The organism is Kribbella amoyensis (assembly GCF_007828865.1).
Lineage (GTDB): Bacteria > Actinomycetota > Actinomycetes > Propionibacteriales > Kribbellaceae > Kribbella > Kribbella amoyensis.
Genome location: NZ_VIVK01000001.1, coordinates 1,804,867 through 1,825,248, shown reverse-complemented (window position 1 = coordinate 1,825,248; position 20,382 = coordinate 1,804,867). Strand labels below are relative to the sequence as shown.

At 69.4% G+C, this 20,382-nt stretch carries 19 protein-coding genes; 8 read left to right on the top strand and 11 right to left on the bottom strand.

The window, feature by feature from the left end; translation table 11 throughout:
- Window positions 1-18: 18 nt before the first annotated feature.
- A complete protein-coding gene (locus FB561_RS08770) occupies window positions 19-930 on the bottom strand; it encodes an aminoglycoside phosphotransferase family protein (RefSeq protein WP_145804852.1) in 912 nt (303 codons plus the stop codon).
- Between the two features lie 48 nt (window positions 931-978).
- Between FB561_RS08770 and FB561_RS08765 the strand changes: the two genes are divergently transcribed.
- Complete coding sequence (locus FB561_RS08765) at window positions 979-1,734, top strand: MFS transporter (protein ID WP_145804850.1); 756 nt, start codon at window positions 979-981, stop codon at window positions 1,732-1,734.
- 156 nt (window positions 1,735-1,890) lie between these two features.
- Here the strand turns inward: FB561_RS08765 and FB561_RS08755 are convergent, their stop codons facing one another.
- Together FB561_RS08755 and FB561_RS08750 are read right to left on the bottom strand one after the other, a co-directional pair.
- Window positions 1,891-2,406, bottom strand: coding sequence for a TIGR04222 domain-containing membrane protein (locus FB561_RS08755; RefSeq protein WP_272952539.1), 516 nt, complete (start codon window positions 2,404-2,406; stop codon window positions 1,891-1,893).
- Between the two features lie 109 nt (window positions 2,407-2,515).
- Window positions 2,516-3,355, bottom strand: a complete 840-nt coding sequence (locus FB561_RS08750; protein WP_145804846.1) for a siderophore-interacting protein — start codon at window positions 3,353-3,355, stop codon at window positions 2,516-2,518.
- A gap of 160 nt (window positions 3,356-3,515) precedes the next feature.
- Here FB561_RS08750 and FB561_RS08745 point away from each other — a divergent pair, with 160 nt between their 5' ends.
- The 3 genes from FB561_RS08745 (at window position 3,516) to FB561_RS08735 (ending at window position 6,062) form a co-directional block, all read left to right on the top strand.
- Window positions 3,516-4,853: an AAA family ATPase gene (locus tag FB561_RS08745; protein WP_145804844.1), complete on the top strand. Its 1,338-nt coding sequence runs from the start codon at window positions 3,516-3,518 to the stop codon at window positions 4,851-4,853.
- A 178-nt stretch (window positions 4,854-5,031) separates the two neighbouring features.
- Complete coding sequence (locus FB561_RS08740) at window positions 5,032-5,601, top strand: ArsR family transcriptional regulator (RefSeq protein WP_145804842.1); 570 nt, start codon at window positions 5,032-5,034, stop codon at window positions 5,599-5,601.
- Entirely contained in the window at window positions 5,598-6,062 is a 465-nt protein-coding gene (locus tag FB561_RS08735) for a hypothetical protein (RefSeq protein ID WP_145804840.1), read from the top strand. The genes FB561_RS08740 and FB561_RS08735 overlap by 4 nt, the downstream gene beginning before the upstream one ends.
- Here the strand turns inward: FB561_RS08735 and FB561_RS08730 are convergent.
- Both FB561_RS08730 and FB561_RS08725 read right to left on the bottom strand, forming a co-directional pair.
- Window positions 5,965-6,711 carry a cation efflux transmembrane domain-containing protein gene (locus tag FB561_RS08730; RefSeq protein ID WP_145804838.1) on the bottom strand — a complete coding sequence of 249 codons (747 nt, stop codon included), beginning with the start codon at window positions 6,709-6,711 and terminating at the stop codon, window positions 5,965-5,967. The two genes, FB561_RS08735 and FB561_RS08730, sit on opposite strands and share 98 nt — an antisense overlap.
- Before the next feature lie 90 nt (window positions 6,712-6,801).
- Window positions 6,802-7,950: an endonuclease gene (locus FB561_RS08725; RefSeq protein ID WP_170284605.1), complete on the bottom strand. Its 1,149-nt coding sequence runs from the start codon at window positions 7,948-7,950 to the stop codon at window positions 6,802-6,804.
- A gap of 225 nt (window positions 7,951-8,175) precedes the next feature.
- Here FB561_RS08725 and FB561_RS08720 point away from each other — a divergent pair, with 225 nt between their 5' ends.
- A complete protein-coding gene (locus FB561_RS08720) occupies window positions 8,176-9,348 on the top strand; it encodes a S1 family peptidase (RefSeq protein ID WP_145804836.1) in 1,173 nt (390 codons plus the stop codon).
- A gap of 21 nt (window positions 9,349-9,369) precedes the next feature.
- Here the strand turns inward: FB561_RS08720 and FB561_RS08715 are convergent, their stop codons facing one another.
- The 3 genes from FB561_RS08715 to FB561_RS08705 all read right to left on the bottom strand — a co-directional run bounded on the left by FB561_RS08715 (window position 9,370) and on the right by FB561_RS08705 (window position 12,061).
- Window positions 9,370-10,050 (bottom strand): hypothetical protein, encoded by a 681-nt coding sequence (locus FB561_RS08715; protein WP_145804834.1) that lies wholly within the window; start codon window positions 10,048-10,050, stop codon window positions 9,370-9,372.
- Entirely contained in the window at window positions 10,047-10,544 is a 498-nt protein-coding gene (locus FB561_RS08710) for an RNA polymerase sigma factor (RefSeq protein ID WP_145804832.1), read from the bottom strand. Before FB561_RS08710 ends, FB561_RS08715 begins: the two co-directional genes overlap by 4 nt.
- 395 nt (window positions 10,545-10,939) lie before the next feature.
- Entirely contained in the window at window positions 10,940-12,061 is a 1,122-nt protein-coding gene (locus FB561_RS08705; protein ID WP_272952538.1) for an erythromycin esterase family protein, read from the bottom strand.
- A gap of 145 nt (window positions 12,062-12,206) precedes the next feature.
- On the opposite strand from FB561_RS08705, the gene FB561_RS08700 reads away from it, so the two are divergent.
- Window positions 12,207-12,896: a nucleotidyltransferase domain-containing protein gene (locus FB561_RS08700; protein WP_145804828.1), complete on the top strand. Its 690-nt coding sequence runs from the start codon at window positions 12,207-12,209 to the stop codon at window positions 12,894-12,896.
- Window positions 12,893-13,309 (top strand): DNA-binding protein, encoded by a 417-nt coding sequence (locus tag FB561_RS08695; RefSeq protein ID WP_145804826.1) that lies wholly within the window; start codon window positions 12,893-12,895, stop codon window positions 13,307-13,309. The genes FB561_RS08700 and FB561_RS08695 overlap by 4 nt, the downstream gene beginning before the upstream one ends.
- A 119-nt stretch (window positions 13,310-13,428) precedes the next feature.
- Here the strand turns inward: FB561_RS08695 and FB561_RS08690 are convergent, their stop codons facing one another.
- Both FB561_RS08690 and FB561_RS08685 read right to left on the bottom strand, forming a co-directional pair.
- Complete coding sequence (locus FB561_RS08690; RefSeq protein WP_145804824.1) at window positions 13,429-14,550, bottom strand: aminotransferase class I/II-fold pyridoxal phosphate-dependent enzyme; 1,122 nt, start codon at window positions 14,548-14,550, stop codon at window positions 13,429-13,431.
- Between the two features lie 4 nt (window positions 14,551-14,554).
- Entirely contained in the window at window positions 14,555-15,346 is a 792-nt protein-coding gene (locus FB561_RS08685) for a PrsW family intramembrane metalloprotease (protein WP_145804822.1), read from the bottom strand.
- A 209-nt stretch (window positions 15,347-15,555) separates the two neighbouring features.
- Here FB561_RS08685 and FB561_RS08680 point away from each other — a divergent pair, with 209 nt between their 5' ends.
- The gene (locus FB561_RS08680; protein ID WP_145804821.1) at window positions 15,556-19,239 is read left to right on the top strand and encodes a S8 family serine peptidase; all 3,684 of its coding nucleotides are present in this window, start codon (window positions 15,556-15,558) and stop codon (window positions 19,237-19,239) included.
- A gap of 54 nt (window positions 19,240-19,293) precedes the next feature.
- Here FB561_RS08680 and FB561_RS08675 read toward each other — a convergent pair whose 3' ends face one another.
- A complete protein-coding gene (locus FB561_RS08675) occupies window positions 19,294-20,271 on the bottom strand; it encodes a helix-turn-helix domain-containing protein (protein WP_145804818.1) in 978 nt (325 codons plus the stop codon).
- Window positions 20,272-20,382: the final 111 nt, after the last annotated feature.

Genomic DNA, 20,382 nt, shown 5'->3' with positions numbered 1-20,382 from the left:
CGCGAGGTAATCATGTAATCAGGCGGCCGGTTCGAGCAAGGCCCCCGCGATCTCCACCTGGACCGGCTCGATCCTCGTCTCGCCGGCTTCGACGTCCCAGAGAACGTTCTGCAGGATCCGGCCGAGCGTCCAGCTGATCGTGCGGTCCCGTTCCAGCCCGACGATCTCGGTCATCAGGTCGAACCGCCGCCGGATCGCCCGCGGCAGGTCGCCGCTCGCGACCAGGTCGTCCCACCGGTTCTTCAGCGCCGCGAACACCTCGAACCCCGGGTCCCCGGCCAACGGCTTCGGGTCGATCACCAGCCACGGCGCCCGGTCGGCGGCGAGCACGTTGTCGTAGTGCAGGTCCCAGTGCAGCAGCCGATCACCCGGTTCGGTCGCCACCTCGGCCAGCGCGGCCGCGCATCGGTGGGCGAGCTCGCGATCGACCGGATCCGCCAGCTTCGGGATCAGCGTGGGTGCGTCCGCGAGCATCTCGGCCGCGACGTCCCCGAGTCGGCGGACGACGGCCGGAGCCGGTACCGCGGTCAGCCGGGCGAGCAACTCGGCCAGGATCCGGGTCGCCTCCTCGTGGTCCGGGACGTCGCTGAGGGTCCGCAGGTGGAGTCGCTCGATCAGCAGGGTGGCCGTCGACCGGTCGTCCTTGAGTACGCGCACCACGTCGTCCGGGTTCCAGGTCCGCAGGGCGAGCGCCTCCTCGGCGTTCTCCTCGTTGAACGGCTGGAGTTTGAGGACCGCGGAGGTCCCGTCGATCTGGCGGACCGGCAGGACGAGCGAGCCGGCGCCGTGCATGGACGGCCCGTCGAGGGTGAGCTCCCAGCGGTCCAGGTACTCGGTCGCCTGCTCGGGTAGAGCCTCGAGCCAGGCCCGCGTGGTCTCGTCGCCGCCGTAGCTGTCCCGCAACGTGGGCGGAATCACGAAGGAGTTCATCGGTCAGCACAGTAGGGGTTCGGGCCCGTGGTGTGCTTGGGTTTTCGCGTGATCAATGCGGAGATGGCGCGCCGGCATCGGCAGGTCCAGCTGGTCGTGGGACTCGTGTACGTCGGGCTGCCGCTGGCGTTCCTCGGCCTGGTGCTGTGGATGGCGTCGACGGCCGGCTCGGCGGCGTGGCTGGGCGCGGTGATCCCGGTGGCGATGCTGGCCGCCGGGCTCGTGCTGCGGAGGCGGCATCGGTACCAGCCGCAGCTCTGGGGCGTGGTGGGCGCGTTGTTCGGCGCGATCGCCGGGTTGGTGCTGACGCTGTTCCCGGTCGCCCTTGGCGTGTACTGGCTCGCGTTCCTCTTCCTGCCGGGGATGTGGCTCGGCATGGTCATCGGCGTCGCGCTCGCCCGGTACGCCGAGCGCGTGCTGCTGGTCCCGCTGGAGCCAGGGCTCGCGGACACGCCGTACGAGCTGGGCTTCCGGTTGCGGGGCGTGCGGCTGACCACCTTGACGCTGGGGAAGTCCACCGTGTCGATCAAGGGGCAGCCGGTCCTGCGGGCGGCGCGGAGCGGGCTCACCTCCGACGACCTCGGCCGGACGTATCCGCTGAGCAAGGTGACCGGGGTCTTCGAGGTGGAGCTGAGCGGGGCCGAGCGGCTGAAGTTCCCGATTTCGTTGCCCTACGCACCGATCGGTACCGCCGGACCGGCCGTCATCCTGCAGGCGTCCGGCCAGGACTGGGTGCTCCCGACGGACCAGGCGGCGACGTTGGCGGAGATGCTGAACCGTCGGATCGCCGCCGGCACGACCTAGTCGCGCGAGTCGGTCCAGCTCATCGCCAGGGCGAAGCCGAGGTCGTCGTACCGGGCGCCGGGAAACACCTCGTCGTGGACCTGCCGGAACTGGTCCCGGGTCAGGTACACGTCGCTGGCAAGGTGGTCGAGCGTTCGCCGCCGCGCCGGAAACGGTTCAGCCGGCGTTGCGGAGATCGGCGGCCGGGTGCATCGCCGGGCGTGCGGACGGATCGCTGGTCGGCTCGGTGGTCGGGCCGCTGAAGAGCTGGCGGATTCGTGCCTCCGCGATCGCCTCGGCGCCGACGACCGCGACCCGCGGGAGGCCGGACCGCTCGGTGTCGCGGACCTTGCGGCGCATCCGGCGGCCGCGCAGGGTGAGCAGCCGCCACCGGTTCACCAGGCCGCGCTGGATCAGCGAGGCGCGCAGTTCCGTCATCGCCGGGGTGCGGACGATCGCGTCGACCACCGCGTCCAGGTCGAGCCCGGTCGCGGGGACGGCGTCGAGCACGGCGCGCTCCAGCTCGTTCGAAGCGGTCGGGCTGAGCACCGTGACCCGGCGGGCCGGGCTGATCGCGATCGCCCGGTGCTGGATCAACGTCAGCAGCGTGGTCAGCGCCGCCCGGCGGGGTCCGCCGCACAAGTAGGCGAGCTGGCTGAGGTCGAGCGGATTCTCCGTGAGCATTCCGAACACCTCCTCGACTCCGGCGGTCCGACGCCGCCGGTTCCTGCCCCTTACGACGGAGCTCCACCGCTTCCGGTTGCGTACTGCGACGAACCTTACAGACAGCGACGAATTCGGATCAGGACGTGGCGGACTCGCGTTCCTTGCGGGCGGTCTCGGCCTTCTCGGCCTGCCAGCCGTCCTCGTTCTTGCCGAGCCGCCAGTAGCCGGACAGCGAGACCCGGTCGCGCGCCAGGCCGCGGTCGGCGAACAGGTTGCGCCGGATCTTGTACACGAACCCGGCCTCACCATGGACGAACACGTGCACGTCCCCCGGTGGGAACTCCAGCGACGTCACCGCCTCGACCAGCCGCTCGCCTCGCTCCACGCCCGCACCGGCCCGGTGGTACCAGGTCAGGTCGACCTCGCCGAAGCCACCGAACTTCTGCTCCTCCGACTCGTCCTCGACCTCGAGGAACACCTTCGCCTTCGCCCCGGCCGGCAACGCCTCGATCGCGGAACCGATCGCTGGCACCGCGCTCTCGTCCCCCACCAGCAGGTGCCAGCCGGCCTCGGCGTCCGGCGCGTACGCCCCGCCCGGCCCGTTGAACCACAGCTTGTCGCCCGGCTGCGCGCTCGCGGCCCACGGCCCGGCGATCCCCTCGTCCCCGTGGTGGACGAAGTCGATCGCCAACTCCTGCGCGGCCTCGTCCCACGACCGGACCGTGTACGTCCGCATCGTCGGCCACTGCTCGGCCGGGAACTCCTCGCGGACGACGCCCATGTCCAGGGGATCCGGGTACTCGACGCCGGGCTTCGGGAACAGCAGCTTCACGTACCGGTCGGTCATCCCGTTGTCGGTGAAGTCGGCACAGCTGAGCACGACCCGGATCATGTGCGGCGTGACCCGCTCGGTCCGGCGCACGACGGCCAGCTTGGCGCGACGGTTACGGGGTGCGGGTGCTGGTCTGCTGCTCACGCGACCACGGTCCTCTCGGCAGGGCGGAAACTTAGGCTCACCTAACTCACCATAACCGACCCGGGAAAAGCGCCGGCCGGGCGTCGGCGGTCACGGAGTGTTCACCTGGTCGTTGCCTTCAGCCCGCTTCACCGACGAGGCCGCGGGTGATCGTGGTGCGATGACCTCGGTGTTCGGGACCGCGCGGCGACCGGCGTACACGGTGACCAGGACGGACGAGCAGGGCCGGCCGATCTCGCTGGACCTGCGTGCGCCGGGCGGCAATTCGGTGCTGTTCACCGGTGGACCGGGGATGGGCAAGACGCTGGAGCTCGACCGGGCCCAGCAGCTCGCCCAGGAGAACGGCTGGACCTGTGTCCGCGTGAAGGCGGCGCCGCGGGAGCCGCTGGAGGACCGCTTCGTCCGGGCGATGAACGAGGACCTGGGCGATCTCCGGAAGCGGTTCGGGCACCGGGCCGCCCGGCAGCTGAAGAAGATGCTGAAGGAACTGATCCCGCGCAACCGCAACCGGCAGAACGGCGCCGAGGTCCGCGTCAGCCCCTTCGTCGTGCCGGCCATCCAGTTCGTCGGCAAGACCCAGTGGGACGCCGGACCAGGGGGCTCCGTCGGCACCTCGATCAACCAGCTCGCCGACCGGCTGGGCGACCTGGCCGCCCAGAAGAACCAGCCGGTGATGCTGATGATCGACGACCTCGACGTCGCCAGCGACCGCGACCTGGCCGCGGTGACCGAACTCTCCGAGCACCTCGAACGCACCGGCAGGCCGATCTACCTGATCGGCGCCGGCGGCGAGATGACGATGAGCCGGCTGATGAGAGCCTCCGGCGGGGTGTCCGGCATCGCGACCGAAGCGGCCCGGCGCTTCGACATCCGCGAGTGCAAACCACTGACCGCCGACGAGCTCGCCCCGGCAGTCGTCGAACCACTCCGGCAGGCCGGCATCCAGTACGAGCAGGAAGCAGTGACGAACCTCGTCAACGCAGCCGGGGGCAGCCCCAGCCGGCTCCGCGACCTGGCGGACAGCGCAGTACAGCTCGCCCAGCAGCCGGACGGCCTCACCACCGAGGTGGCGAAGACGGCGACCGCGCGGGTGTACGCCCAGTCGCGGGTCGTGTACCAGGCAGAGTGGAACAACTGCTCCCCCGCGGAGAAGGACCTCCTGGCGAAGGTTTCGCTGCGCGGCTCCCGTGGGGTGTCGATGCAGGGCGAGATGCGCAAGGCCGGCGAGGACAGGTGGCAAACGGTCGACGCCGCTCGCGCACAGCTCGTCGCGCGAGGGTTGCTCCGGGAGAGCCCGAACGGGGATCGCGTGACCGTGTCCGATCCCGGTATGCGCGACTGGGTCGAGACCCGCATCGGGGTTTCGGCCGCGCAAACGGGAATCGCAGCAGCCGGATCGCAGGCGCCGGTATTGGAGCAGCCCCGAGGACGTCACGCGGAGACGGGCAAGACCTCGCCTCGCACCGTCGGGAACACGACGTTCACGGTCAATCGCTGACAGCAGCCGGAGTCATCGGTACTCAGCATCGCGGCCGGCACCAGCATGGTCGGGCCGCGAAGGCCCTGCTCAGGAACGCGCGCTCTCGTAGAAGCTCGACTGGGGCCGAGCTCCAGATTTCGAAATACGATCAACGTATAGTACTATACGAGATGTGGCTACTAGGCCGTCAGCGTTGATGCCGATCTTCCGCTCGGAGGCCCAGGCGAGGATCCTCGCCTGGCTGTTCCTCGTGCCGGACCGCGAACAGCCCATCGCGACGCTGGCGCCGGTCGCTGGTGTTGCGCAGCCCAACACACTGCGTGAGGTGAACCGGCTCGTAGAGGGAGGACTGCTGCGCGAGCGGCGGGCCGGGAACACCCGGCTGGTCGCCGCCAATACTGACAGCCCCTACTACGAGCCCTTGATGCAGATTCTCGGCCGGGCCTACGGACCGGCCGTCGTGGTACCGCGAACACTGACGGACATCCGCGGCATTGAGCGAGCCGTGATCATCGGCTCCTGGGCAAGGCGCTACCAGGGTGAGGCCGGACCTCCCCCGAACGACGTGGACGTGATCGTGGTTGGCTCCCCCTCGCCGCGCGAACTGCGCCGGGCCAACGCGCGGCTGGAGGAACAACTCGGCGTACCGGTCCAGCTGACCGTCGTCAGCCCGGAGGACTGGGCCGGGCAATCCACCGGTTTTCTCCGGAACGTGCACAGCAGCCCTCACCTGACCGTCCTTGACAACAGCGGAGCCGAAAAGTGAACGCAGCAGCCCAGGCGACGATCGCGAGCCTGATCAGTGCAGGTGAGATCGAGCGCGTCTTGGCCGACCAGGAGGTTGTCGCAAACCTCCTGCGGCAGGCGGGCAACCACCTGCGTACAGCAGCCGCAGGTGCCGACGCCGACGATCCCGAAGGCGCGTTCCAACTGGCCTACGACGCATGCCGCAAGACCTGCCTCGCGCTGGTGATGGCCACCGGTCTTCGGCCGAAAGGCCAGTCCGCCCACGTTGCGACTTTCGCGGCCGCGGGAGCGATCGCGGCCACCTTCGGTGGCCGTCAGATCGTCACCGACGCAGGCCAGCTGCGCTACGTTCGCCACGGTGCCGAGTATCGGGCCGAAACCGTCAGTGCTGCCGACGTCGCCGATGCCCTCGCGATCGGGGACGAGCTGATCCAGGCGCTCGAACCCGCCATCGATCGGATACTCCACGCCTCACCGTGAGTCGCTGCGCCGACGCAGCGCACGCCCGGCCGGCCGGCGACAGAGGTACGGCACAACTTTGCAGGTCGTACTGACCGATCACCAGTACTGGAACAGCCGCCAGGCTCAGCAGCAGTCGGCGTCGCCGGGTCGAGCAGCAGCCTTTGCCCTGCCAGGCCTGGACGCCTTCGCGGGCGGCGACGACCGCGATGATCAGAGCCGCGACGGGGTCGATCCAGAACCAGCCGAGCGTCGCGTTCAGCAGCAGACCGAGCAGGAGTACCGCCGAGAGGTAGGTACAGAGCGGAGTTTGCGTGCCATCGGCAACGACCGCGTTCGAGTTGAGCGCCCGCCCGGTCCGCCGTTGGGCTGTTGAGAGCACCGGCATGATCAGAAGCGAGGCGATCGTGAGCCCGATCCCGACCCGCGAACCGTCCGGGGCGTCCTGGGTGATGAGAGCGCGCGTGGACTCGACGGCGATGTAGGCGGCCAGGGCCAAGAAGGAGATCGCGATGGCCCGAAGCGCCTGCCGCTCGCGCGATTCCGGAACCGGGTGGCGGAACTGCCAGAGAATGATCAGCCCACTGGCGACCTCGACGACCGAGTCGAGCCCGAACCCGACCAGCGCGATCGAACCGGAGACGGCGACGACGAAGGAGCCGCGCGACACCGTCGCCGGGTCCGCCGACCACCTCGCATTACGAGAGCACGGCGACGGAGGAGTCGCGGGTGGGCTTCTCCGTTGCCGTGCCGACCGGCCTCACGGCCAGATGGACGTGACCCATTCGGGGTGGTCGATGAAGGGGTTCCGGTTGTGCTGCCAGTTGTCGTAGATGACCTGGTTGCGGCGCTTCTCGAAGGCGTCCGGCGGGTCGGCGGCGCTCCAGGCTTTCAGGACGGAGATCTTGCCCATGTACGGCGCGGAGCCGTTGTTCACCGAGTCGTTCGGCTCGAGGTTCGGCCAGCCGTCGCCGCCTTCGTATCGGACCGCCATGTACAGGATCATCCGAGCCACGTCACCGCGTACCGCGGCCCGCGGGGCGAACGAGTCGCCGTCGACCGTGCAGCCCGAGCACTCGGAGACCGCGGATCCACCGTTGTCGAAGTCGAGGTTCCCGCGAGCCGAGTTGACCGACACGTCTTCGGGGCGGAGGTGGTGGACGTCGGTACCAGGGCCGGTCGCGGTGCCGAAATCGCCGTGGGACTTGGCCCAGACGTGTTCGCGGTTCCAGTCGTTGGCGCCGCCGCCGTTGGTCGACTTGCTCTGCGAGCGGCCCGAGTAGAGCAGGATCACGTTGTTCGCGTTCGCGGGGTCCTGGTCGGTGTCCTTGAGCGCGTCCCACACCTGGTCGTACGAGAGCTTGGTCTGGTTCGAGATGATCGAGTGCAGCGCGGACTTCAACGCCGGCCCGGTCTTGCCGATCGCGCTCGCGTAGTAGTCGCCGGGATCCGGGCCGGGATCCGTCCCACCTCCGGTCCCACCGCTGAACGCCGTCCCGTCCTTCAGCCCGGCGTGCGAGAAGTACGCCGCCAGGGTGCCGGTGACGGTGAGCTTCTTGCCCATCAACCCCGGGTTCGACTTGAGCCCGTACTGCGCGCGGAAGGCGCTCGGGATCTGGACGTACAGCATGCTTCCCGTACTCGTCTGGCTCGCGCTGTCGGCGAGGGCCAGGGCGTAGTCGTTCGGGAAGGAGCTGCGGACGACGGTGGAGGTCGCGGTCGGCTGTCCGACCACGTACCCCTCGACCGTGCCGACGGAGCCGTCCTGTCGTTGCAGGGCGGACGCGACGGTGAGATTGGCCGTGGTCGCGGCGGGCGCGGGGGTGATCCCGACGCCGAGCAGTGCCAGCAGGACACCAAGGACCAGGACGGGGCGGAACGTACGACGATCGGGGCGGAAAGCTCTCACGGCGGATCTCCCACGGGGCGGTGGAATCACGGACAGTGTGGAACGCTTCGCCGGTCAGTCTGCCCGATTGGACCGGTCCGGAACACCCGGCAACGGAAATGTTGTCCGACGATCCGGCGAAGTCCGAGTGGCAACATGCGGTCTCGACACGCGGACCGCACCCTTGGTCAGTCAGACTTCAGCTTCAGCACCTTGCCCGAAAAACTGCTGGGGAAGTGGGAGCGAATGCGTTTCAAGGGGAGATCGCTGTCGTTGGCGGTCGCCGCGGTGTCGGTCAGCGTCGGCGGGGTGGTGCTCGCCGGTCAGCCGTCGGTGGCCCAGCCGCTCGATACGACCGTCGCGGTGGCCGATCCGGCACTGACAGCCGCACGAGCGATGAAGGAGGAAGCCGCCGCCAGCGCGCCCGACGGGCCGCAGACGGCACTGGAGAAGAAGTTCAGCCAGGTCGACGACTACGCCACGAAGGCCGGTGGTCTGGGCGTCTACCTCGACAAGGCGACCGGGAAGTACGTGGTCCGGATGCCGCGGACGGCGAAGGCCACCGCGAAGTCCGTCCGCGTCGCCGGCGCCGAGACCGGGGTCCAGCAGAGCCGCACCACCGAGGCCGAGCTGACCGCGGTTCGTACCGAGCTCGAGGGCCGGCAGTGGAAGTCCGGGGCGAAGAAGTACAGCTACGGATTCCACTACGACGCTCAGCGCGACAAGGTGTCGGTGACGACGAACGCACCGGCCGCGGTGATGCAGCCGCTGCTGGCGAAGTACCCGGCGCTGCTGGAGGCGAAGTACGGGAACGTGGGCCGGGACACCCGGCAGAGCGACCCGGCTCCGCACCGCGGCGGCGCCTCGATCACCAACGGCACCAGCGTCTGCACCAGTGGCTTCACCATCACCTCGACCGCGCGGTACATGGTGACGGCGGGCCACTGCTTCGCACAGGGGCAGCGGGTGTACTCCAGCGGCGGTGAGCAGCTCTGGGGCACGGTCCGGAACCGGGCGAGTTTCCCGTACTACGACTTCGAGGCCATCGGTGGCGGCACCTACGGCTCGGTGATCTACGTCGGCAACTCGACCGGTCGCACCATCCTGGTCAGCGGCGCGTCCGACCCCGCGGTCGGTGCGGCGTACTGCCGGAGCGGCCAGACCACGTACGAGAAGTGCTCGCAGGTGGTGACCAGCCTGCACGCGCAGTTCTGCGACGAGTCGGGCTGTACGCCGGAGCTGATCTCGTACGAGGGACCGGCCGGTCAGGGTGGTGACTCGGGTGCCCCGATGTACCAGTACGTGAACGGCACGGTCCAGATTCGCGGCATGCACATCGCGCACGCGAACGAAGTGCAGTACGCCGAACGCTGGACGACGATCAGGTCGGTCTTCAAGGCCTCGATCGCCATCAAGTAGGACCCCGGGGTCAGCTGGTCATCACTTCAGCTGCACCGTCCAGGGACCGCCCTGGACCTCGGTCGCCGCACCGCCGTCGGCCGGGTTGAACACCTTGGTGGCGTAGAGCTGGTAGCTCCCCGCCGCCAGCCGCTCGCCGGTCTGCGTCGATGCCGCACCGCATCGGCGCAGACTGACGGTGGCCTGGTACTTCGCCGACTGCCCGGGCTGCAGCTTGACGGTCTCACCCACCCCACGAGCCGGCACCGGTACCGCGACAACCACCCCCTGCCGCACCACGGTGACGTCCGACTTCCCCGCGACCGCGTCGACCGGAGCGGTCCCCGCGTTGGTCACCTCGACGTCGATCGTCGCCAACTCCGGCGTGGGGCCCGCCTTCAGGTCTCCGACCGCCGCGAGCCGCAACGGCGCATCCGCCCGCGGCTCACCACTCACCGCGCCACCGCACCCGCTGATCGCGATCCCCAGGCCCTGCTCGCCCGACGCCACCGGCGGCTCGTCGCTGACGAGGTTGGGCACCACGGCCACGGCCGCGGCCGCGATCACGGCGGCGGTCGCCAGTCCCGACGCGGCCACGATGATCCGGCTCCGGCGCCGCTTGGCCCGGATCCGGCCGACCAGCTGCTGCTCACCCAGGTCGACGGTGTCGCGCCCCTCGGCCGCCACACCTTCGAGGAGGTCCCGCAGGTCCTTCGACGTCATCGCACACTCTCCTCTGTCACGCCCAGCTGCGAGGCCAGCCTGGTCCGAGCGTCGGCCAGGTGGCGTTTCACCGTGCCCTCGGCGCACCCGAGCTGGTCCGCGATCTCGAGGACGGTCAGGTCCTCGTAGTACCGCAACACCACACAGGCGCGCTGCTTGGGTGACAGGCCGGACAGTGCTTGGCGTACGGCGTTGGCGTCGACCAGGTGGTCGTCGCCCTGGACCGGTTCGTCCGCGAGCAGGTGGCGGGTGTCGTTCCAGCGTTTCGCCCGCCGGCGCTCGTCGACGTACAGGTTCAGGATGACGCGGCGCACGTACGCCTCGAGCTGGTCGATGTCGGTCCCCAACCGCAACCGGCCGAAGACGCGCAGCAGAGCCTCCTGCACCAGGTCGCCGGCCGTGGCCGGGTCCCCGGTGAGCAGATAGGCGTGCGCGCGCAACGCCGGGCCGCGGACCGCGACCAGCTCGGCGAACGTGCTTTCCCAGTCAGCCACAGCACCGTCCCTCGATGTTCCTGTCGCCAAGCTAGACGACCGACGGGTCGGGTGCGTTGGGGGAGGAGTTTGAGCCGGTGGGGCGGGGAGCGCGATGGTCGGATGACCGCGCTCGGCCCGCCCCACCTGGGTGTATGGGCCCCCATCAGCTCCCGGCTGGCCGCCTTGAGCTGCTCTGCCCATCCACCAGTGAGGCGCTACTGGCGGGCAGCACCTCACCGTCCGGTGAGAGCCGGCCCGAGGGCCGGCTTGAGGGGCGTGGTGCGGACGCCGCTACGGACCGTACTCAGTCCGGGACAGAAAGTCCATGGCTCAGCCGAAGCCGTCTCACAGTGCCGACACTTGACTGACCCGGCAGCCACCCGCCACCAGAGTTGGTCATCTCGTACCCGGGGTCAGGCGCCGGCGCTGATGTGCAGGATCGCGTCGGCGCCGTCGACGGTCGCCTGGTCGAGTGGGAAGTACCCCTGCTCCGGGGTGGTTTCGGTGCGCGTCCGGGCGGGCGGGACGTCCTTGGCCGGGATCAGCCCCCAACTCGTGGTCCGACTTTGCAGGAAGCTCTCGTACGTATCCGGCGCGGGCTCGCCGAGTCCGACAGCCTCACTGCGCCCCAGACTGCCGGCGACGAACGCGTACTGCCTGCCCACCAACCGCGCCACGATGGAGCCGGCGGAGGACCAGGTGTAGTCCATCCCGCCCAGCCGCCAAGCACTCGTGTTCCGCTGCAGATGAAGGTTGTTCGCGAAGACCAGGGTCCCACCACGACCGGCCTCGACCCGACGGATGTCGAGAAGGTTCTGCGCCATCAGAGCATCGCGAACACTGGACAGCCGGGAGATCCGCTCCTGCTGTTCAAGGCGCTCCGCGGACTGCTTGTGATAGCGCAGCAGACCGAGCCCCGTGGTCAGGTGCGTCTCCGCCCGGTACCAGTCGGCGCGCGAGGTCTTCGCGATCAGCTCGGGCGCCCGCGTGTAGAGCACCGTGAGCAGGTCGTCGGCGATCACCCGCAACCGATCCGCCTCAGCACTGTCACCGGGCGAACTGGCCGGATCCATGATCGCCTCGGTACAACTCCACCGCTCGTCCGGACCGGCAAGTCCGGCGACGTCGAGCTCGAGTCCCAGGTAGTCCCGCCCGAATTCGAGATACCGCCGCGGACTCGGCGCACTCATCATCTCGGTCGCCGCGTCGAACCCGTGAAACCCCACCCGCCGCTCCACTGGCACCCCCGCGTTGTACTCCCGCAGCCAGCGAACCAGCGCCCGATTCGTCTCCAACTCCCCGAAAGTATGCGAGAACCCGTCCCGCATCACCGCGTCGAGATCACCGATCCCGGTGCGGACGAAGTCGTCCACGAGCAACGCGGCAACCCGATCCGTCTCCAAGGCGATCGAGCTGAACCCGGTCTCGACCAACCCCGCGAAAACCTCGTTCCGAACCCACCCGAAAGCCGGCTCCTGATGAGTCGGCTCCCCGAACCCCAACAGCTCACAACCCGCACCGACGAAGGCACTCATGTCCCGATCCATAAGATTCAACCTTATCGTTGAACCTTGATGTTGAGACTTTTCGCAGATCGTCAGACTCTGCCACGTCGCCAAAGCATCGAACCGTTACTCATCCCGCAAGCGGTCAACTACCTTGTGTGATCGGCATTATTGTGTGGATATCGGTAGATTAGTGCCGATATCGGCAGTAGAACGAGGTGCTGAGATGGACCTTTCTCGACCAATCACCACAGTCATCACCACGCTGGACGGCCCCGTACTCACCGTTCTGGCGCGAACCACCCAGCCACTCACCGGGCGAAAGGTCCACCAGTTGGTCGGCGGTGGCAGCGAAACCGGGATCCGGAACGCGCTCCGGCGACTAGCGACGACTGGTCTGGTCAGTGCTACCGAGGTCGGAGCCAGCACGGCGTACCTGCTCAATCGCGACCACCTGGCAGCGCCGGCCGTGCTGGAACTCGCCGACCTACGCCGCCGGCTCATCGTGCGAATCCAGACCGAGATCGAGGCCACCTGGTCAGCCCGGCCGCTGCACGCGAGCTTGTTCGGTTCGGTGGCGCGAGGTGATGGCGATCTGCGGAGCGACATCGACCTTCTAGTCGTTCACGAGTTCAGCCAGTCGCCGCCGGACTGGGACGAACAACTCGGCTCCTTGGCTGAACAGGTCCAGCTGTGGACCGGGAATCATCTGCAGACCTATGCGCTGACCAGCACCGAACTGCTGACCCACATCACGACCGGAGAGCCGATCGTCAAGGACTGGTTGCGCGACTGTGTCACCGTCTTCGGACCGGACTTCCGAAATCTCCGACGTCAGCTCACCTCCGGGGCGATGCCTCAGTGACGACGCGAGGCGGCCGGACCGAGGACTGCAACCGCGCCCAAGCAAGCGTCAGGCTCAGCCAAGCACGCGCGTTTCTCGATGTCGCCCAACTCGTCGGCGCCGAGGACGACGAGCTTGCCAACGACAACGTTGCTGCCGCCCTCGCCGTGCTGGCAGGCATCGCTGCGGCGGACGCGGCATGCTGCGCATCGCTCGGCAGACGGTCGCGAGGACAAGATCACCGCCAGGCCATCCAACTGCTTGCCCAAGCAGGGTCTGAAGGCAAGGCCATGTCTCGGGCGCTTGTGCGACTGCTCGACGTCAAGGACAACGCGCACTACGGAATGGTCTACGTCGGACCTCAACAGGCCAGGAACGCGATCCGGAGCGCGACCACGCTCGTAGACGGTGCCGCTCGACTCCTGGCTCCCTGACGCAGAGTTTGGATGGAGGACGTTTGATCCGGTGTCCTCTGCGATCCAGGGATCGATACTGCCCACGGCATGAGACGCGCGGGCGGATACTCTCTGCTGCCCCACCGCCGCGCCCGGAATCACCGCACGGTCAGCCACTGCGTCCATACCGCGAGTGCTTCTTCGGGGCCCTGTCGGCCGACGCCGATTCGGAATCGGTCTGCTGGGACCTGGGTCAGGTCGGAGCGGTAGATGCTCGCCGGGAGCAGCAGGACGCCCGCTTCGGTGACCAGGTTCGCGCACATCGCCTCGACGCCGTCCGCGCCGAGGTACCGGGGGAAGCAGACGCATCCACCTTGCGGCGGCTTCCACTCGAACAACTCCGGGAAGCGGCCGAAGAACGCGTCGAAGCTCGGGACGTTCGCGGCCACGATCCGGCGGTTGCGTTCGAGCAGGTGATCGCGGGCCCGCAAGGCGATCAGCGCGAGGATCTCGCTCGGCCCGGAGTTGCAGATCGAGGTGTAGTGCTTGGCTCGTTCCAGCCGGTCCAGCAGCGCCGGATCACGGCAGGCGATCCAGCCGATCCGGAGACCGGGCAGCCCGTACGCCTTGGACATGACGTTCAGCGACACCGCGGCCGGGGACAGGTCGACGGCCTGCGGCAACGACGGCCGGTCGAGCTCCAGCCCGCGGTACACCTCGTCGCTGAACAAGATGATCCCGCGTTCGTCGCACAACCGGACCAGCCGCAGCCAGGTGGCGGGATCGGGGACCGCGCCGGTCGGGTTGTTCGGGAAGTTCACCGAGACCAGGCGGGTGGTCGGCCGGAGCGCGGCCTCGATCGCGTCCACGTCGAGCGCCCAGTCGTCCTCGGACCGCAGCGCGACCCCGGTGACCTCGGCGACCGACAACGGGATCGTCTCCGCCGCCTGGTAGTTCGGGGTGAGGACGACCGCGTGATCGCCCGGCCCGAGCAGCACGCGCATCGCCAGGTAGATGGCCTCCTCGGCGCCGGCGAAGCAGAGCACGTCCTCGGCGGCGACCTGCTCGTACGTCGCGGCGATCTCCTCCCGCAACGCGGGCAGCCCGCGGGTCTCGGTATAGCCGAGCTCGAGCGCCTCCCAGCGGCGCCGGCCGTCGTCGTCGGCCAACTCGAGCAGGTCGGCCATCGGCAGCGTCTGCGCGTCCGAGGCGGTCAGGTGGTACCGGGCGCTGAACTCCCAGCGCGAGAAGTACGTCTCCAGCTTGAAGTCGGGCAGCATCGGGTCAGGCGGCGGCCGGTTCACGGCTGTCGTCGCGGCGGGCCCGGCTCAGACCGAACAGCAGCAGACCGATCGAGATCGCGGCGACCACCACGTACGTGATCAGGCCGCCGATGCCGTCCCAGGTGGTGTGCAGCGCGACGGCCACGGCGTACAGGCCGAGGAAGGCGAGGAACCTCTTGCCGGTCGGCTCGACCACGAACCGCCACAGACCCCAGCAGGTCAGGCCGGTCCAGGCCGCGTGGCCGGCCGGGGAGAGCAGGCCGCGGACGAACAGGGTCTCCTCGGCAGCCCCCACGTTGCCGCCCGACTTCAGCAGCGCGACGAACGCGTAGCCCATCGTCTCCAGGACCGCGAACCCGGTGCCGACCGCGACACCGATCACGATGCCGGTGCCGATCGAGTGCCGGTACCGATGCCCGAAGAAGAGCACCAGCGCGATCGGCACGATCAGCTTGGCCGCCTCCTCGATCATGCCGACCCCGAGCATCGGCAACGCACCGAGCCGCCGCATCGCGTCGTACTCGAGCAACCCGGCGACGACCACGCCGATGACGCCGCCGAACACCAGCGAGCCGCTGAGCGTCGGTCCGTCGATCAGCCACTGCCCACCCCGGCCGGCCGCGAACGTGACGAACGTCAGCGGTACCACCAGCGCACCGAGCAGGATCATCGTCGGGAAGAGATTCGGGTTGCTGGTGTCGGTGAGGACGGCGAGCACCAGCAGGTACAGCACCGCCCCGACGACGAACGTCCCGACCCAAGCCCACCTACGCACCACCTGTGGCCCCCTCATGAACCGATAGTGCACCCAGGAAGGCGGGAAAGCAGCCGTTCGGCGCAAGGTGGGCGACAACTCTTCGTGACAGATCGACTACGGAATCGGCTGGCGCGCATGCGTCATGTCACAGGGACGGCAGCTGTGGACAGGGCATACCGGCGGTCGTGGCCCGCAGACTCCTTCGGAAGAGGTGCCTGCCCCCAACCTCTCGAAGGAGCCCATCCATGTCCTCCCCCGTGAAAAGTGCCGCCATCCTCGCGGCCGCCCTGGCCTTGGGCAGTACGACGATGCTCCAGGCCACCGCCGCGCCACCGGGAACCCCGGCGACGCCCGCATCCGCCGCGGCGTCCGGCGGTACCTCGCAGAAGGTCACCCTGATCACCGGTGACGTCGTCGAGGTCACCGACGCCGGTGCCGGCCGGAAGGCGGCGAGCGTCCAGCCCGCCGCCGGTCGTGAGCGGATCGCGTTCCACACCGTCGAGGTCGACGGCGGACTGCGCGTCCTGCCGAGCGACGCGGTCCCGTACGTCTCGTCCGGTGTCCTGGACGTCGACCTGTTCGACGTCGAGGAACTGCTCGCCGACGGGTACGGCGACTCGGCGACCGGCAACCTGCCGCTGATCGTCCGGTACACCAGCGGCGCCCGGACCCGGTCCTCGCTGCCCGGGACGACGACCACCCGGTCGCTCGACTCGATCAACGCGGCGGCCGTCAAGGCGACCAAGTCCGAGCTGACGAACCTCTGGGACTCGCTCAAGCCGGCGCAGAACGCCCGGGCGCTCGACCAGGGCGTCAGCAAGGTGTGGCTCGACGGCCGGGTCCGCCCGGTGCTCGACAAGAGCGTCCCGCAGATCGGCGCCCCGGCCGCCTGGCAGGCCGGGTACGAAGGCAGCGGCGTCGAGGTCGCGGTGCTCGACACCGGCGTCGACTCCACCCACCCGGACCTGGCCGGCAAGATCCAGCAGGCCCAGGACTTCTCCGGCAGCCCGACCGGCCCGGTCGACCACTTCGGCCACGGCACTCACGTCGCCGCCACCATCGCCGGGACCGGCGCGGGCGCGAACGGGACTCGCAAGGGCGTCGCGCCGAAGGCGGACCTGTTGGTCGGCAAGGTGCTCGGCGACGACGGCTACGGCTACGACTCCTGGATCATCGCCGGGATGGAGTGGGCCGCGGCCGAGGGCGCCAAGGTGGTCAACATGAGCCTCGGCGGCGGCGCCACCGACGGCACCGACCCGCTCAGCCAGGCGGTCGACGACATCACCGCCCAGACCGGCACGCTGTTCGTCGTGTCGGCCGGCAACGAGGGCCAGGACCAGTCCATCGGTACGCCGGGTGCGGCCGCCTCGGCCCTGACCGTCGGCGCCGTGGACCGCAACGACCAGCTGGCCGACTTCTCCAGCCGCGGCCCGCGTCTCGGTGACGACGGCCTGAAGCCGGAGATCACCGCGCCGGGTGTGGACATCGTCGCCGCGCGCGCCGCGGGGACCGCGATGGGCGCGCCGGTCGACAACCTCTACACGGCCGCCTCCGGTACGTCGATGGCCGCGCCGCACGTGGCCGGGGCCGCGGCCCTGCTGGCCCAGGCGCACCCGGACTGGACCGCGGACCAGCTGAAGAACGCACTGGTCAGCACCGCGAAGACCACGCCGGACCTGAGCGTGTACGCGCAGGGCGCCGGCCGCGTCGACGTGGCCCGGGCGATCCAGCAGAAGGTGTACGCGACCGGTGTCGCCGACTTCGGCCTCGCCGGCACCGCCGCCACCAGGACGGTGACCTACCACAACACGGGTGACGCGCCCGTCACGCTGACCGTCACCGTGGACGTGGACAACCTCGACACCAAGCAGCCCGTGACCGACGGGATCACCGCGCCGTCGACGGTGACGATCCCGGCCGGTGGCACTGCCGACGTCCCGGTCGGGCTCGACCCGGCCAAGCTGGGCCGCGGCCTGTACAGCGGCTGGATCGTTGCCACCGGCACCGATGGCGTCAGCACCCGGACCGCGGTCGGCGCCTTGCGGGCCGGCCCGAAGCACAAGGTCACCCTGCGCGCCGTCGACCTGGACGGGCAGCCGACCGGCGTCCCGGTGGTCTCGCTGTACGGCGACAACTCCCGCTCGGACTCGCTCGCCTGGATCCCCGACGGACAGTCGTTCACCGCCGAGGTGGAGGAGGGCAACTACCTGCTGCACTCCATCGTCGACAGTGGTGGCGCGCAGGACGAGAAGGTCAGCCTGTTCACCGACCCGAACGTCATGGTCACCAAGGACACCGAGATCGTCATCGACGCCCGGAAGGCGGCCCCGATCACGATCCACACGCCGAAGCCGTCGGAGCAGCAGGCGATCCTGAGCTACTACGTGCACCGGCAGTACCCCAACGGCCGCCGGATCAGCCACGGCGTGATGCACTTCAGCACCCTCCAGCAGCTCCTGGTCACGCCGACCGCGAAGGTCCGTGACGGCAGCTTCGAGTTCTCCTCGCGCTGGCAACTGGTGGCGCCGCTGGTCCAGGCCTCGGTCCAGGGCGTCAGCGGTCCGCTCGACATCAACCTGCTGCACCAGTCGCCGTCGTACGAGGGCAAGCGCCGGTTCAGCCTGGTCGCGGCGACCCCGGACCTGAAGAACGTCAAGGGCGCGGTGGCCGTGATCGACTCCAGCGAGGACGGCTGGGGCAACGGCAGCGAGAAGCAGCAGATCGCGGCCGCGGCCCAGGCCGGGGCGGCAGCAGTGATCCTGGTCCGTCCGGCCGACTGGTCGGCGTGGACCGTCTGGCGTCCGGTCGGCGATCGCGAACCGATCCCGGCGATGGTGACGACCGCGAAGGACGGCACCAAGCTGGTCACCCGGGCCAGGGCCGGCCGGGCCACCATCGACCTGACCCTGACCACGTCCAGCCCGTACCTGTACGACGTCCAGCAGGTCTCGGCCGGGCAGATCCCGACCAAGATCGACTACACGGTCAGCCCGTCGAACAGTGCGCGGGTGACCACCTCGTACCGCGACAACGGCGGCTTCCCGTGGGCCAAGGAGCAGCGGTTCGGCTGGCGGCCGTGGCAGGAGTACGCGTGGAACGACTCCCAGCGGTTCGTCGAGACCCCGAAGGTGCGCGAGGAGTGGGTGACCGCGGGTGACTCGCTCTGGCAGCACCGGGTCCACCACCTCTACACCTGGGACACGATGAACCCGCTGAACGGCGGACTCACCACGCTGCCGCGGAGCTACGCCAAGGGCACGTCGTCGGAGAGCTGGTTCGAGCCGGTGGTCCGTCCGGCCGCGGCGCCGGGCATCGTCTCCACCCGGACCGGCGACCGGCTGTCGCTGCGGATCCCGGCGTTCGTGGACGCGGCCGGGCACTACACCGTCGGCGAGACCACCAAGGCGTCGGCCGTACTGAAGCAGAACGGCGCGGTGGTGGCCGAACTCCCCGACGCGTGGGAGGACGTGGTCACCAGCAGCGGCGACGCGGCGTACCGGCTGGAGCTGAACACCGAGCGGATCGACACCACGGGTGAGTGGAACTGGGCGACGAAGACCCAGACCGCGTGGGACTTCCGGTCGAAGAAGGTGGCCGAGGACCAGGCCGTGGCGCTGCCGCTGCTGCAGGTCGACTACGACGTCCCGGTCGATCTGAACGGCAAGGCGCTCGGACTCGTCCCGCACGTGCTCGGGCTGAAGGTCCGCCAGCAGGCCGGGGCGCCGGCACCGCGGTCCACCTCGCTGCGGACCGAGGTCTCGTTCGACGAGGGCACGACCTGGCGCAAGGTCGCCACGGTCGGCGCGTACGGCCAGTACGTCGCGATGATTCCGGCCGGCAAGGGCACGGTGTCGTTGCGAGTGGTTGCCGGGGACAACGCCGGTAACAAGGTCACCCAGACGGTGATCAGGGCCTACGGGCTGAAGTAGTACCCCGTTGATGGAAGCCCGGGCCGGGAGCAGCCGGCCCGGGCTTTCGCCTGCTCAGAGCCACTTGCGTTTGGCAGCCTGGAACGCGAGCCCGGTCCGGGTGTCGACGCCGGCCAGCGCCATCATCCGGTCGAGCCGCCGCTGCACGGTCCGGCGGCTGATCCCGAGCTGCGACGCGATGGACTTGTCCGGGACCCCGGCGACCATCAGCGACAACAGGAACCGCTCCGAGTCGTCCAGCCCCTCGACCACCTCGTCCTGGTCGGACTGCAGCCGTACCGGGGTCGCGGCCTCCCAATGCGTCTCGAAGAGCGCGAGCAGGGCGTCGAGGAGCTGGCCCCGGTTGATCACAGCGGCGGTCGGCTGACCGATCCCGAGCTCCTCGTCCCGGACCAGGGGACACACCGCGGTCGCCCGGTCCACGATCGCGAGCCGGACCGGGAGCGTGGGCAACGTCCGCGCCTCCTCGCCCCAGCTGACGCCCTCGGCGATGGTGTCCAGCTCGCCCGGCGTCTCCAGCAGCGCCCGCTCGTAGATCGCCCGGTACCGGACACCGCGGCTGAGCGCGCCGTACTCCTCGGTGTTCTCGGCGCCCTGCATCGCCAGCGGGTTCGCCCGGCAGAACCAGAGGATCTCCTCGCGCGCCGACTCCTGCAGATCGCGCAGGCGTTCGCGCAGGGCCTCGGCGCCGACCAGGACCTCGACCAGGTGGTGGGCGTCCCGGCGGCCGGCGCTGGCGCGGAACTCCTCGCTCAGCGCGGCCACGGTCTGCCGGGCCGACTCGAGCGACTCCTGCCGGCGGAGCAGCGTGGTCCCGAGCGCGACGTCCGGTGGCAGCGGCCGGAAGACGGGATCGTCGCCCGGCTGGACCGCGACCAGCCCCTTCGCCTGCAGCCGCTGGAGGACCTCGTGCGCGTCCGGCTGGGTCAGCTTCGCCACCTCGGCCAGGTCCGCGGCCCGGGCGACGGACAGTCCGACCAGCAGCCGGTACGCCTGCTCCTCGTGCGGATCGAGCAGAGCCTCTTCGTGCACCGCACACCTCCCGTGGTCCAGCACAACCTATGCAGCCGCTGCCGCCCTGGCGAGCGGGAATGTCCAGCATTCGGCACAGCTGAGCCACGAGCGATCCGTCCTGACGGATGG

Bases quoted from the DNA above. Each gene is read 5' to 3' on its own strand.
- FB561_RS08770 (WP_145804852.1), bottom strand. From the start codon at position 930: ATGAACTCCTTCGTGATTCCGCCCACGTTGCGGGACAGCTACGGCGGC.
- FB561_RS08745 (WP_145804844.1), top strand. From the start codon at position 3,516: ATGACCTCGGTGTTCGGGACCGCGCGGCGACCGGCGTACACGGTGACC.
- FB561_RS08740 (WP_145804842.1), top strand. From the start codon at position 5,032: ATGCCGATCTTCCGCTCGGAGGCCCAGGCGAGGATCCTCGCCTGGCTG.
- FB561_RS08720 (WP_145804836.1), top strand. From the start codon at position 8,176: ATGCGTTTCAAGGGGAGATCGCTGTCGTTGGCGGTCGCCGCGGTGTCG.
- FB561_RS08715 (WP_145804834.1), bottom strand. From the start codon at position 10,050: ATGACGTCGAAGGACCTGCGGGACCTCCTCGAAGGTGTGGCGGCCGAG.
- FB561_RS08705 (WP_272952538.1), bottom strand. From the start codon at position 12,061: ATGAGTGCCTTCGTCGGTGCGGGTTGTGAGCTGTTGGGGTTCGGGGAG.
- FB561_RS08690 (WP_145804824.1), bottom strand. From the start codon at position 14,550: ATGCTGCCCGACTTCAAGCTGGAGACGTACTTCTCGCGCTGGGAGTTC.
- FB561_RS08685 (WP_145804822.1), bottom strand. From the start codon at position 15,346: ATGAGGGGGCCACAGGTGGTGCGTAGGTGGGCTTGGGTCGGGACGTTC.
- FB561_RS08680 (WP_145804821.1), top strand. From the start codon at position 15,556: ATGTCCTCCCCCGTGAAAAGTGCCGCCATCCTCGCGGCCGCCCTGGCC.